Source organism: Phormidium sp. CCY1219 (assembly GCF_035615515.1).
GTDB lineage: Bacteria > Cyanobacteriota > Cyanobacteriia > Cyanobacteriales > Laspinemataceae > CCY1219.
The window spans coordinates 1-12653 of the sequence record NZ_JAJENT010000635.1 but is presented as its reverse complement, the minus strand read 5'-3'; the positions used below and the strand labels follow the sequence as shown (position 1 = coordinate 12653).

The window sequence follows — 12653 nt, the reverse complement described above, 5'->3', positions numbered from 1 at the left end:
GCATCGGCGCGCTGGGGTAGCCGTTAGCCCGGGAAAAATTCTCTTTGAGGCAACTTGAAGCCTTACAATATTCCCATCTAACTTGCTAGGGGCGCACCGCGAAGCCCCCCTACGGTTGCTGATTGCGAACTGTTTTCTGGAAATCGCTGATTGTTATGCAGACGGGCAGATTGATTGTTTTAACCGGACCGAGTGGTGTGGGCAAAGGCACTTTGCTGCGATCGCTCTTGGCGCGCCATCCGGAACTCCACTTGTCTATCTCGGTCACCACTCGCCCCCCGCGCCCCGGGGAAGTTCACGCCAGGGATTATTATTTTGTGGACCACAGCCGATTTCGCGAAATGGTGGAAAATGGGGAGTTGTTGGAATGGGCGGAATTTGCCCTCAATTGTTACGGTACCCCCCGCGAACCGGTGGAAAATATGATTCGAGAGGGGAAATCGGTTATTCTCGAAATCGAGTTAGCTGGGGCGCGACAAGTTAGGGAGACTTTTCCAGACGCGCTACAGGTGTTTATTTTACCGCCCAGGGAAGGGGAGTTGGAGCGGCGGATCCGCAGTCGCGGTCAGGATTCTGAAGCGGCGATCGCCCGTCGTCTCCAACGGGCTAAAGAAGAAATTGCCGCCGCTCAGGAGTTCGATATTCAAATCGTTAATGATGACCTCGATACGGCTTTGCACGACATCGAGGCGGCTTTGTTTTCTCCACTGCAGCCATAATCGAATAAAGAATTGAGAATTGAAAATTGATAAAATCTTTGATTCTCGATTCTTTATTCCTCATTTTATGCGTTCCCCGTTTTTAGATAAATCGACAATTAAGACTCTCTTAATTCTTAATTCCAAAAAAAGCGATCGCCTCTCACATTGTAGAAGCGATCGCTTTTTTTGGCTGGCGGCATTCAGCAGCCTAGCGCGGATCCGGCGCGAATCGAGCCGTCCCTAGCCTCCTTACAAAGGCAGAGAAAGCAGGTCGGGATAAATGTTGTTGATGATAATCAAAATCGTCGCCGTCAATCCCAACCACAGAATCAAGATGACGGGGGCAAGCGAAAGATACTTGACGAAAGAGTCCATGAATGATGCTCCTAAAAACGACCAACGGTATTATTGCAATTTGACATTTCAGATTTGAGAAGCATTGGCGTCTCAAACCCAAAATCGTGCAGATTCCAAAGCGATTAACGCGGGGAAATCGGAATCTCGTTGTCTTTGGCAGTCAGCTTCCCACTGGTGAGTTGGCCCAAAGCAGCAATCGGCCAAGTGGCACCAGCCAGAGAGCATTTAATCGCCAACGGCACATCGATGATGATTTCTTTCTCTTCCGTCTTCTTCTCATCGCGGATCGCAATCAGGTAAGACCGACCGGCCCAACCAATCCATCCGGCAATGTACAGGAAAAGCACGCTGGGAATGAGAAACTCATTGGCGTGGCTTAAGTTGCCATCCGTAATCAAACGGGGATAGCCCTCCGGACCGCACAGCAGGTCGGAATAGCTCTCGAATCGCGCTTGGGCTTGCGGGGTGGAGGCATTTTTCGCCTTTTCCACAAACGCTGGGGTCTCGCTGCACGGCGAGAGATTCGAATAGAATTCAGCCGCCGCCGTGGGCACAAAGCTGAACCACAGGCAAATTGTCAGAATCAGCGCAAACAATCGTCGCATAGAATTGTTACCTTTTGTTACAAAACATCAAGTTTTTTGAACAAATGGGAGGACTGCCTTCATCCCACGGGAATTTGTTCGTCCCCCTCCGGTGCCCTGCTAGCTTGGGAGCGGCTCTGTGGGACATCACCGCCCCGCGCCCAGGGAGATGAGGGAGCTTAGGCTTGAGTATGACAGATTAAGTTTTGAGAACTTCCTGAAAATCATACTCTGCTAAGACACCTCCGTAAAGATTAAGCTAGCAATAACTCACCCATAAACCAACAAATTACCAGTCAATGGCCACCGTTTTAGCAGTCGAAACAAGTTGTGACGAAACTGCTGTAGCAATTGTTAAGAATCGTGAAGTTTGCAGTAATGTCGTGGCTTCACAAATTGCAGTACATCAGCAGTATGGCGGCGTGGTGCCGGAAGTAGCGTCGCGCGCTCATCTAGAGCAGGTGAATCGGGCGATCGCGATCGCCATGCAAGAGGCCCATCTGACCCCCGCCGATCTCGATGGCATCGCCGCCACCTGTGCCCCCGGTTTGGTGGGTGCCCTCCTGGTCGGGTTAACCTCGGCCAAAACCCTAGCCATGTTGCACCACAAACCATTTATCGGCGTCCATCACCTAGAAGGTCATATCTACGCCTCTTATCTGAGCGACCCCAATTTACAGCCGCCATTTTTGTGCTTATTAGTCTCCGGCGGACATACGAGCTTGATTTTTGTTAAAGATTGTGGTAAGTACGAAACCCTCGGACAAACCCGAGATGATGCCGCCGGGGAAGCCTTTGACAAAGTAGCGCGATTGTTAAATCTCGGCTATCCGGGCGGTCCGATTATCGACAAGCGAGCCAAACAAGGCAATCCCACCGCTTTTGCCTTGCCAGAAGGGAAAATCTCCCTGCCCAAAGGGGGGTATCATCCCTATGATTCCAGTTTTAGCGGATTAAAAACCGCCGTGTTGCGCTTGGTGCAAAAACTCGAAGGGTCTGGGGTGACATTGCCGGTTGACGATATCGCCGCCAGCTTCCAGGATACGGTGGCCAGAGCGCTGACCAAACGCGCGATCGCCTGTGCCCGAGACTACGGACTCCATACCCTCGTCGTCGGTGGTGGTGTCGCCGCCAATAGCCGTCTGCGCCAGCACCTGCAAGACGCTGCGATCGGCCACAATCTCCGGGTTATCTTTCCTCCCCTGAAATACTGCACCGACAACGCCGCCATGATTGCCTGTGCGGCGGCTGACCACCTCAACCGAGGCCACACCACCCCCTTAACCCTCGGCGCTGCCTCCCGCATGTCCCTCACCGAAGTCATGCAGCTTTATCGGTGAATCCCCCACCCTCAAAGGGTAGGGCTAGTCTGTTATTGGTCATTGGTCAATGACCAATGACCATTCACCAATGACTACCCGTGAGTTTCCAAAATCTTGCGGATTTCCGCCGCCACTGCATCGGGCTGTTCTATCATTGACAGATGTCCGCACTCGGGAATTTCGATGACATTCATGCCACAGCCGTCAAACAGGGGATGAAAGCTAGCTAAATGGCGCACGTATTTGGGTTCCATCACGGGGTCGCGATCGCCGGTGATGAAATAGACTGGCTGTTTGAGCTTTGCCACTAATTGCGGTAGGCGGTGGACTTCTGCTTCGGTGGTAGAGTCGAGCAAAGTGCCTAAAGCTGCTTCCGGATTGGCGATCGCGAAATCCACCAGGCGTTGTTTCGCCCAAGCGCGATCGACCGGACGTGCCACGCTATCGCGCTGAAACAGCAGATCGATCAGCGGCACGCGAGGCAGCCAGCGCGGACGAAATTTCACAAAAATCTGGCCTGCTGCCCGAAAGCGCTCGAATTCTTCTTTGATGTAAATCCCACCGCCGGAATTCACGCAGAAAATGCCCTTTACCTTCGATGGGAATTGCGCCGCCGCCCAGAGGGCAATACTGCCACCAAGAGAATGTCCGATCAGCCATGCATTAGAAATGTCCAATTTCTCGAGCAGGATTCCTAAGTCTCTAGCATAAGCTGCCGGAGTGTAGCCCGCATGAAAGTGGGATTTTGCCCGGTAAGACTGCGAATCGCCAAATCCGCGCAAATCATACGTCAGACATTGATAATCATCTGCCAACCGTTCGATTGGCGGTTGCCAGTACCGACTGCTGAGGAGCCAGCCGTGGATGAAAACGAGAACCTGGGGAGATGTCCTGGGAGCGGTAAGCTCGTAACTGTGAGGCACCCCCAGAATGTCAATCTGAGCCATCCTTTTATTTTATCCTGAAGCGTTCTGTTACGATCGCTCGATTTATCCCGTTTTTCCCCTAAAACCGCCGACCGAGCAATCGCTGTCGCACCCCGTCGGCAATCTTTTGCCCGAGATACTCGGGAATCAAGCTTTCATTCGGACCGAGCAAGTACAGAATCAAGCGGGTACGTCCGCGCCACACGAGCAAGTTAGCATTCACCACCAGCAAATCCTCTTGCCAGATTGCGTACATGACCTTATAAAACAACCCCGGTTGGTTATCTGCCTCGATCAGCAGTGCGGGGAGATGGAACACCGGATCCACATAAAATTCCGTTTCCACATCCTCAAGCCCCGCATCCAAGTTGAATTCCACCGCCAGCATTTCTTCCACCTCGAAGTGACCCGCCAAGGCTTCGCGAATCGCGCGGCAGACATTTTCGGCAGTTTTCTCGGTCAGCACCTTTCCACCGCGCGATACCACCAATTTGATAAACACCAACATCGGCGGATAAATCTGACCGTAGAGACTCAAACTGTGAATCGTCAGGCCATAAGCTGCCAAAACCCCAAAAATGTCGCTCAGCAAAAAAGACTGGTTGCGGTAGGCAAAATGCAGCGCACTCTTGTTGCCTTCGGGTCGCATCTCGATTACCGCTTGTTTGGTTTTGTAAAGCTGATAGGCAAGCTTTAGGTTTTGGAGCTGGATTTCACTGCTGACAAATTGTTCATAGAACTGCGGAAACGCTCGGTTAAAGCGCTTGAGCAGTTCCATCGTCGATGATTTTAAACCCGATGCCATATTTGGGTGGGGGATAACTCGCGTTCGCTAAATCGAAAGCATTTTGAAGACAGCAGCCTCCTCTCTTTTACTATAAAACGATTCTCTTGCTCAAATTCTTTTGGCGGGGGAACGCCTGCGCCAGCGCCCAATGCCTCGCCCTCTCCTGAAATGCATATCTGGAAAGGAATGGCAGGATAATGGGGGTGGAGTCGATCTCCCTCAATTGTCTTGCATCCTCTCTTCGATTGGCCAGTAGACTCCTCCTGTTTTTTTCACGATTTTCTTGTTCTGTTTTTCTCCGGTTTATATGCCCTCGGGTCTTTGATGGCCAAGTGCAAGCTGACGGGAGTTTCCCCGGGTTCTACTCAGATACTTTTAGCCGTTCTCCCGGGCAATACAATTCTGATTTGCTGGAAGGGTAAGGGGCGGGTTTTTGGTGCAGGGATTGGCCTCTAGGGATGAGGCATGGGAGGGTGCTATTTCCTCGAGTTTTTTCCCGGTAGGTTTTTTAGCCAACTCGCGCTTCTGTGCCAGCGATCGCGATTGTCCGATGGCTGGATTTGTCGATCGCATCCCTTGTGCTTTTTTACCGAAAAAGCCCGGTTTTACCATGCATTCTCTCCACAAATTTCCGGGAGAAAAGTGGGTTTTCTGCCCCCATGTTTCTCCCGGTTTTCATGCTTCGGCGTAACCTAGACAAAATTCGTCTCAGGTGGGTTAGGTCTGAGGAGTACAAGCGCCCAACTTCAGGGGTAGGGTTGGCTCCCACAGAGTTTCTGACCTTTCCTTGCCTAGTATGCCCTTGTGGTGGCGCAAAATAAGCGCGATCGCTCTCGAGGCAAATTGCTCGCCAACGCTTGGGAATGGCACAGCTCACCGCCTTCGGGAGGGCGAGTTTCGGGTCAGTGGCTCTGCAGCCGTGCAAATCCGGCACTCTAATGTCTGAACCAACAATTGTGGCTCTATTCTAATCCTATGCGATCGCGTCCCCAGGCAGTGATTCTATCCGGCGATCGCCGTTTCCCCCCGCCACTGCGGCGATCGCTGTGTCCATTCACCCGGATCCCAAATCCCTCCCCTGCCCTGCCGTCTCGACTCTCCCAAATGAATTTACCGAAAACCCCACCGCAATCTGATGGCTTGGCGCTTAAGTTACGATACACTAGAATTTGTTGCGGCTCCAATGTTTGACAACGGGTCGATACTCTTTGCAACCTTCGCCTTTCCTGTTCTCGGGAAGGCACTTGTCAACCTCGTTCTACTATCCTAACCAAACCTTCATGGGTTTTTGGAAAAACTTGTTTAGCGGTTCTGATACTTCTTCTGCCCCCAATACCGGACATATGGATGGATATGAGTCGGTGGATACCACCAGTCGTTCCGGTACGGGCGCTCGCGTTTATTTCAGTACGGATCGAGACATAGACCTCTACGAACTTGAGGAACTCTGCGATGCCGTGGGGTGGTCTCGCCGCCCCCTGCGTAAGGTGAAAAAAGCCATCCAGTACAGTTTTCTGGTGGTTACCATGTGGGAAATGCGCGGCAAAAAACGCCGACTGATTGGTTTCTCTCGCGCCACTTCAGACCATGCATTTAATGCCACAATTTGGGATGTGGTGGTTCACCCGGATTTCCAAGGGAAAGGCTTGGGCAAGGCGCTGATGAATTACTCCATCAAACGGCTTCGCAGTCAAGATATTAGCAATATCACCCTGTTCGCCGATCCCCATGTGGTGAATTTCTACCGGAATTTGGGTTTTATGCCGGACCCAGAAGGGATTAAGGGCATGTTTTGGTACCCGAATCGATAGGCGATCGCCCCTCACCTTTTTGACGGCGCTCTGTCTGGCTCATCCCGGTGGGGTTCCATCCGCGATCGCTTCACCACCACAATCTATTCGCTCTTCCCCAGGTATCTCCCTCAATTCACTCGCCATTACTTCCCGTTTAATTCTGGTTATTTTAAAAAATCACTTTTTAATTAAAAATCTACTTTTTTTGTTCGGCTAAATTCGATATTTAGTAGCATTTTTAAAATAATTAAATCAACGAAAATAATAGAATTATTGGCAATTATATTTGAATTAATTTTAACAGAAATATCGGGCAAATCCGTTGGCTACCGAAATTATTCCCCCATAAACTCTCAATTTTATTCAATAAAAACCTGCCGAAAAACAGTTAAAAAATTTCTCGATCGCACGAAAGGGTCACGAGCGGTCCACCACAAGGATCCACCGGGAGTGCGATGGATCCCTGGGGAAACATGCTGCAGCGATCGCTCAATCCAACCCCAGGGGGCCACCCATCCCAGGTACAACTCAACCCTGGCTAATAAATTTCGTTTTTTGTAGCGCAGATGCCCTCACCGTCTGCGATTCATGCCCATGCCCCCTGGACGCTTCACCCTGGAGAAGCGGCGATGTAAGTTAAAAAGAAAACACGAACTCATATCCAGTTTTAGAAATTACTGCATTATGACCAATCGCCTTGCCCAATGCCAAAGTCTGTATCTGTACAAACACGCCGAAAATCCGATTGATTGGTGGCCTTGGTGCGACGAAGCCCTAGAAACCGCCAAAGCACAGGACAAACCCATCTTCCTGTCCATTGGCTACTCCAGTTGCCACTGGTGTACGGTGATGGAAGGAGAAGCCTTTTCCAATCGGGCGATCGCCGAATACATGAACGGCAACTTCCTCCCCATCAAAGTCGATCGCGAAGAACGGCCCGACATCGACAGCATCTACATGCAAGCCTTGCAAATGATGACCGGCCAAGGCGGATGGCCCCTCAACGTCTTTCTCACCCCCGACGACCTCATCCCCTTCTATGGCGGTACCTACTTCCCCGTAGAACCGCGCTACGGACGCCCCGGTTTTCTCGAACTCCTGCAAGCCATTCGCCGCTACTACGATCGCGAAAAGCAAAAGCTGCAAGCCTTCAAAGAAGAAATCCTCAGCCACATGCAGCAAGCCGCCGTCCTCTCCCCCAAACAAGACATCCCCGAAGACCTGCTCTGGCGCGGCTTTCAAAGCAACCTCAACGTCCTTTCCCGGCGCGATTACGGACCGAGTTTCCCGATGATGCCCTACGCCCAACTGGTCTTGCAAAGCACTCGGTTTAACTTGCAATCCCAATCCGACCCCAAAGAAGCGATCGCCCAACGCGGCACCGATTTGGTCTTGGGCGGCATTTACGACCATGTGGGCGGCGGCTTCCACCGCTATACCGTAGACCCCACCTGGACCGTCCCCCACTTTGAAAAAATGCTCTATGACAACGGTCAAATTCTCGAATTCCTGGCCAATCTCTGGAGTTCTGGCACCCGCGAACCCGCCTTCAAACGCGCCGTCGCCGGTACCGTAGACTGGCTGACCCGCGAAATGACCGCCCCGGAAGGCTACTTCTACGCCGCTCAAGATGCGGATAGCTTCACCACCCCCGACGACGCCGAACCCGAAGAAGGAGCCTTTTACGTCTGGAGTACCGCCGACTTACAACAACACCTCACCCCAGACGAACTCAAGGCCCTCAAAACCCAATTCCACATTACCCCGGAGGGCAATTTTGAAGGACAAATCGTCTTGCAACGTCGCCACCTCGGCAAACTTGACGACACCGTAGAATCCGCTTTAACCAAACTGTTTCAACTGCGCTACGGTACCCCTCCCGACGGGATGGAAACCTTCCCCCCCGCCCGCAACAATCAAGAAGCAAAAACCCAAACCTGGCCCGGTCGCATCCCTCCCGTCACCGACACCAAAACCATCGTCGCCTGGAATAGCTTGATGATTTCCGGTTTGGCGAGAGCTGCAGTGGTCTTCGAGGAAACGAAATATTTAGACATTGCCACCAAAGCGGCCAATTTTATCTTGGAAAATCAGTGGATCGACGGGCGCTTCCATCGGCTGAATTACCAAGGTCAAGCCTCCGTGTTGGCCCAGTCGGAAGATTATGCCTTCTTCATTAAAGCCTTGCTCGATTTGCATCAAGCTCAAATCCCAGATAATGCGGCTGACAATCCCTGGTTAGACCTCGCCATTCGGGTTCATGAAGAATTCGATCGCTTCGTTTGGAGTGAAGACAAGGGCGGGTATTACAATACCGCCAACGACGCCGGAGACGATTTAATCGTCCGGGAACGCAGTTACATGGATAATGCAACCCCCTCGGCGAATGGCGTGGCGATCGCCTCTCTGGTTCGTCTGGCTTTGCTCACCGAAAATCTCTCCTATCTCGATCGCGCCCTCAACGCGCTGCAAGCCTTTGCCAGTATCATGGAACGCGCTCCCTCCGCTTGTCCCACCTTATTTAGCGCCCTAGACTGGTATCGTCACCCCACCCTCGTCCGCACCACCACCACCCAAATCCCCGAATTGATTCGTCAATACTTCCCCACCTGCATGTATCAGCAGGAAACCGACCTCCCCACCGGATCCGTGGGCTTGGTCTGTGCGGGTCTCTCTTGCAAAGAACCCGCCACCACCCTCGAACAGCTTCTCGAACAAATTCGCACCCTGCAAACCCACAGGAATTAAGAATTAACAATGGAGAATTGAGAATAACAAACATTCTCCATCCCCCGTAGGGTGCGTCACCCCCACCAAGCGATCGCAACTCCAATCCACCAACCGAAACCGGGGGTGACGCACCACCAAAAGAATCCAACCAATTCTCCATTCACTCTGACGGGGGAATCCCCTCGATCGCAATTAAGGTTTCCATCACCGACTTGACTACCGGTGCTGCGGTTTGACCCCCGCTACCCCCTTGCGGTTCGTCCATTACCGCCAGAACCACATAGCGGGGGGCTTGAGCCGGGATAATTCCCACAAAACTGGCAATTCGGGCATAATCGGAATATCCCCCGCCATAAAGATTGGCTTTTTGCGAGGTGCCGGTTTTCCCTGCAATGCGATAGCCGGGAATTTGGGCGGTGGTGCCGGTTCCGTCTTGCACCACACTTTCCATCATGGAAATTAATGCATCGGTGGTTTCTTGCGAGAACACCTGTCGCCGAGGGGGATGTTCCGGTTTCCAATAGGCTTGTCCTTCACTGTCGAACAATCCGCGCACCACATGGGGTGTCACCAAATAGCCGCCATTGGCTAACGCGCCGTGAATTTGCACCAGTTGCAGGGGAGTCAGGGAAATCCCTTGTCCGAAGGAGGCGGTGGCTGCATTCACCGGTGAAGCGCTAAATTCCTCCCGGGATCTGAGTTGACTGGGGGTTTCAAAAGGCAAATCGGTGCCCAGGGGTTCTCCGAGACCCAAACGCTGCAACCAGCTATAGAAAACGCGCGATCGCAGTTGTTCCACGATATGCACCATCCCCACATTGCTGGAATATCGGATAATTTCCGTGACGCTTAAATTACCCCGCCCCACGCCATCGGCGTTGGAAATCGGCCATTCATCTATATAAACCAACCCTTCATCGTAAAAGACGCTATCCGGTTCGATCGCACCGGCTTCGAGGGCGATCGCCACTGCAATCGGTTTGAACGTGGATCCTGGCTCGTACAGGTCGGTGAGCGCCCAGTTTTTAAACAATTCTACGTTAAATTTGTAATACGCATTCGGATCGTAGGACGGGTCGCAGGCTAAGGCTAATATCTCGCCAGTGTGGGCGTCGAATACGATAACCGTACCCCGTTTGGCGCTCCATTTGCGGCGGTGTTCTTCCAGTGCAAGGCGGGTGGCCCGTTGCAATCGCAAATCGAGCGTCAATTCTAGGCGCAGGTCATCCAAACGCAGAAATTCTCCGGGTACCGGGTCGGGAATTAACGCCCCGCCAATCCGCGAATCGATTTCCATTGGAGCCTCGCGCTCGAGGAGGTTCTGGTGGCTGGCTTCTACCCCCGCTTGTCCTTCGCTTTCTGTATCCACATACCCCACCACGTCGGCGACGAGGTTTTGTTGGGGATAATAGCGCTGCTGATATTGATTCAGTTCTAATCCGTCTATCATTTGGTTGCGGATGCGATTGGCGAGTTCTTCCGAAACTGTCGGTTCGAGCAGAATTCCACTATCCCCATCGGTGAGTTTTTCGTACAGTTCCCCCACGGACTTTTGCAGCAAGGGCGCTAAGCGGGCCGCGATCGCTTCTTTCGAGTCTTTAAATAAATAGGGGTGAGCGTAAAGCTGGTACACCCGCCGATCCAACGCGACAACGTTTCCCATCCGATCTACGATCGGACGTCGCGGAATAAACGGTCTCAAGGCCACATTTTGTTGTCTTCTCGCCTGTTGCTGCAAGTCACTCCCTTGCAACACTTGCAGCCGATATAAATTCGCACTCAGAGCCAATCCCCCGACGATTAATACCGCCCAAACTATCAAAAACCTGACTTGAGGATTCCCTAGCTTGGTTCGTTCTATCGGGGGTTGCTGGCGCTTCGGAACGCTGCTTAAGTTCTCTAAAATTAACAGTAAAAAGGCTAATGGGAGAAGGAAAATCAGGGCTTTCTTTTTGATTTTCCCTCGGCTTTTTTTACCCGGGGGAATTGTCTTTTTTCTCCGGGTCGATCGCTGTTTTATTGGGGGGTTTTTCCGGGAACCACCCTGCCGTTTTTTCCCCCCTCTCCCCACATCAGAAATCCGTGATGCCATGTTTCAGATCGCAATTGATACACAAGCGGCTAGCTGTCTGCGGCGCAACTGTGGCAAAATCCCTGCAGTTGCCCCTTTTTTCACGGCACAGCGCGATCGCTGTGCTTACTCTTTTCTTCAGTTTACATACATTTAGTTTGCATATTTAACCTTCTTTTTTCCGCGCGTCTGCACCCCTTTCACGAATGAGTCGGGGTCGCCACACCTGCAACTAAGGCCAAATTTGGCGGATTTTTCCGGTATTTTTACTTAAAATATCCGGTTTTGCCCTTTTTGAGAAGGTTGTTTCGGTTTGTCCGCTGTCGCAAAATCCTCCGCCTCCCTTGGTTTGCATTTCGAGTTAAATATGCAATTTAGATGATAAACCTAATAGCCGAGGGGTCTGGAGTCCTCGGGGGGTTTTGGTGCGCTTTCGCCGATCGCCTCATTCTGGGATCCCGCCTCTACCGGGGCTTGCTCCACAAAAATAATCCGATCCAAATCCGGGGCGACGAGACCATTGGCGGGGTTTTCGGCTTGCTGGGCTAAATCTTTTTTTAAAGTTTCATTCGCCGCCGTTAGTTGGCGCTCTTCTCGACGCAGCTTTTCGAGTTTGCGGTAGGAGACGCCCCACTGTTGCTGGGAATAAACCGTGCTGCCATAAATAAATAAAGCACTCGCGACGAGTAAGAAGGTGACAACGCAGGAAACGCCATGCGCCTGGGAAAGCGATCGCAGCCAAAATGGAATCTCCCAACGGTGGCGATCGCTTTCCACCACCGACTCTCGACGGCGATTTCGGCGCACCTCGCTTTTCCCTGGCGGGGCATTTCTCCCGCGCAAGAGCTGGCGACGCGATCGCGATCGGCCCTCTTTGCGACTCGCAATGCGGCGATTCTCCTCGGTGTGGTTCTTCTCAGGTCTCACCAAGGGCGTCACCTTACTTGACCCCTGCATGGAGGATTGTCCCCTTCTGGGGTTTCGAGCGGATCTGGTAGATTTGAAAGCAGCAGTCATAACATCCCCATCCCTGGCGGTTTGCCTCGATCGGTCGCCTTTTGCACTCGTTCGTCACAAAATAGTCACATCCATCCTAGCACCGGGCTGCGATCGCCGTTTTTATTCTCCCCTTTTCCGGATTTCCGGCGAGCATTTTTGCAAAACCCCCGCCCCGCTTCGGTTTCCGGATTTTTGCCAAAAAAAATTCCGTTTGAGGCACTACATCCCTAAAATTTTCTGCTAAGATACTGTATTTATTTCCTCATGTCGGTTTCGGTCGGCCTTGTAATTCACCCTTTGTCACTCCTGTCAGCACCCCGCTCTAAAGAGACGGGGCTTCTAGCCCCTGACTTTAGGTAGCTGACCAGCCTAAGCCCTACGAG

Annotated in this window: 12 protein-coding genes; 4 read left to right on the top strand and 8 right to left on the bottom strand. The window is 52.1% G+C overall.

Translation table 11 applies throughout. The annotated features are described in order from the left end of the window. Nucleotides 1–155: 155 nt before the first annotated feature. Complete coding sequence (gmk, locus tag LKK83_RS18085; RefSeq protein WP_324632663.1) at nt 156–719, top strand: guanylate kinase; 564 nt, start codon at nt 156–158, stop codon at nt 717–719. A gap of 231 nt (nt 720–950) precedes the next feature. On the opposite strand, the gene LKK83_RS18080 is transcribed toward gmk, so the two are convergent. Together LKK83_RS18080 and LKK83_RS18075 are read right to left on the bottom strand one after the other, a co-directional pair. Continuing rightward, complete coding sequence (locus LKK83_RS18080; RefSeq protein ID WP_324632662.1) at nt 951–1076, bottom strand: Photosystem I reaction center subunit IX; 126 nt, start codon at nt 1074–1076, stop codon at nt 951–953. 104 nt (nt 1077–1180) lie between these two features. After that, nucleotides 1181–1663, bottom strand: coding sequence for a Photosystem I reaction center subunit III (locus LKK83_RS18075; protein WP_324632661.1), 483 nt, complete (start codon nt 1661–1663; stop codon nt 1181–1183). A 278-nt stretch (nt 1664–1941) separates the two neighbouring features. Here LKK83_RS18075 and tsaD point away from each other — a divergent pair, with 278 nt between their 5' ends. Next, nucleotides 1942–2982 (top strand): tRNA (adenosine(37)-N6)-threonylcarbamoyltransferase complex transferase subunit TsaD, encoded by a 1041-nt coding sequence (tsaD, locus tag LKK83_RS18070; protein ID WP_324632660.1) that lies wholly within the window; start codon nt 1942–1944, stop codon nt 2980–2982. A gap of 74 nt (nt 2983–3056) precedes the next feature. Here the strand turns inward: tsaD and LKK83_RS18065 are convergent, their stop codons facing one another. From LKK83_RS18065 to LKK83_RS18050, 4 genes are all read right to left on the bottom strand, one after another. Continuing rightward, nucleotides 3057–3911: an alpha/beta fold hydrolase gene (locus LKK83_RS18065; protein ID WP_324632659.1), complete on the bottom strand. Its 855-nt coding sequence runs from the start codon at nt 3909–3911 to the stop codon at nt 3057–3059. Between the two features lie 58 nt (nt 3912–3969). Next, on the bottom strand, nt 3970–4695 hold the full coding sequence (locus tag LKK83_RS18060; RefSeq protein WP_324632658.1) for a hypothetical protein: 726 nt from the start codon (nt 4693–4695) through the stop codon (nt 3970–3972). Nucleotides 4696–5052: 357 nt separating this feature from the next. Then, the gene (locus LKK83_RS18055; protein WP_324632657.1) at nt 5053–5289 is read right to left on the bottom strand and encodes a hypothetical protein; all 237 of its coding nucleotides are present in this window, start codon (nt 5287–5289) and stop codon (nt 5053–5055) included. A 350-nt stretch (nt 5290–5639) separates the two neighbouring features. Further along, nucleotides 5640–5840: a hypothetical protein gene (locus LKK83_RS18050; protein WP_324632656.1), complete on the bottom strand. Its 201-nt coding sequence runs from the start codon at nt 5838–5840 to the stop codon at nt 5640–5642. A gap of 180 nt (nt 5841–6020) precedes the next feature. Here LKK83_RS18050 and LKK83_RS18045 point away from each other — a divergent pair, with 180 nt between their 5' ends. Both LKK83_RS18045 and LKK83_RS18040 read left to right on the top strand, forming a co-directional pair. Then, a complete protein-coding gene (locus LKK83_RS18045; protein WP_442957330.1) occupies nt 6021–6488 on the top strand; it encodes a GNAT family N-acetyltransferase in 468 nt (155 codons plus the stop codon). 666 nt (nt 6489–7154) lie between these two features. After that, the gene (locus tag LKK83_RS18040; protein WP_324632654.1) at nt 7155–9218 is read left to right on the top strand and encodes a thioredoxin domain-containing protein; all 2064 of its coding nucleotides are present in this window, start codon (nt 7155–7157) and stop codon (nt 9216–9218) included. 142 nt (nt 9219–9360) lie between these two features. On the opposite strand, the gene LKK83_RS18035 is transcribed toward LKK83_RS18040, so the two are convergent. Together LKK83_RS18035 and LKK83_RS18030 are read right to left on the bottom strand one after the other, a co-directional pair. Further along, nucleotides 9361–11292 carry a peptidoglycan D,D-transpeptidase FtsI family protein gene (locus LKK83_RS18035; protein ID WP_324632653.1) on the bottom strand — a complete coding sequence of 644 codons (1932 nt, stop codon included), beginning with the start codon at nt 11290–11292 and terminating at the stop codon, nt 9361–9363. A gap of 366 nt (nt 11293–11658) precedes the next feature. Next, a complete protein-coding gene (locus tag LKK83_RS18030; protein WP_324632652.1) occupies nt 11659–12228 on the bottom strand; it encodes a hypothetical protein in 570 nt (189 codons plus the stop codon). Nucleotides 12229–12653: the final 425 nt, after the last annotated feature.

Coding starts and splice junctions, on each gene's coding strand:
- LKK83_RS18045 (WP_442957330.1), top strand. CDS start 6,021: ATGGATGGATATGAGTCGGTGGATACCACCAGTCGTTCCGGTACGGGC.
- LKK83_RS18035 (WP_324632653.1), bottom strand. CDS start 11,292: ATGGCATCACGGATTTCTGATGTGGGGAGAGGGGGGAAAAAACGGCAG.
- LKK83_RS18040 (WP_324632654.1), top strand. CDS start 7,155: ATGACCAATCGCCTTGCCCAATGCCAAAGTCTGTATCTGTACAAACAC.
- gmk (WP_324632663.1), top strand. CDS start 156: ATGCAGACGGGCAGATTGATTGTTTTAACCGGACCGAGTGGTGTGGGC.
- tsaD (WP_324632660.1), top strand. CDS start 1,942: ATGGCCACCGTTTTAGCAGTCGAAACAAGTTGTGACGAAACTGCTGTA.
- LKK83_RS18060 (WP_324632658.1), bottom strand. CDS start 4,695: ATGGCATCGGGTTTAAAATCATCGACGATGGAACTGCTCAAGCGCTTT.
- LKK83_RS18055 (WP_324632657.1), bottom strand. CDS start 5,289: ATGGTAAAACCGGGCTTTTTCGGTAAAAAAGCACAAGGGATGCGATCG.
- LKK83_RS18065 (WP_324632659.1), bottom strand. CDS start 3,911: ATGGCTCAGATTGACATTCTGGGGGTGCCTCACAGTTACGAGCTTACC.
- LKK83_RS18075 (WP_324632661.1), bottom strand. CDS start 1,663: ATGCGACGATTGTTTGCGCTGATTCTGACAATTTGCCTGTGGTTCAGC.
- LKK83_RS18080 (WP_324632662.1), bottom strand. CDS start 1,076: ATGGACTCTTTCGTCAAGTATCTTTCGCTTGCCCCCGTCATCTTGATT.
- LKK83_RS18030 (WP_324632652.1), bottom strand. CDS start 12,228: ATGCAGGGGTCAAGTAAGGTGACGCCCTTGGTGAGACCTGAGAAGAAC.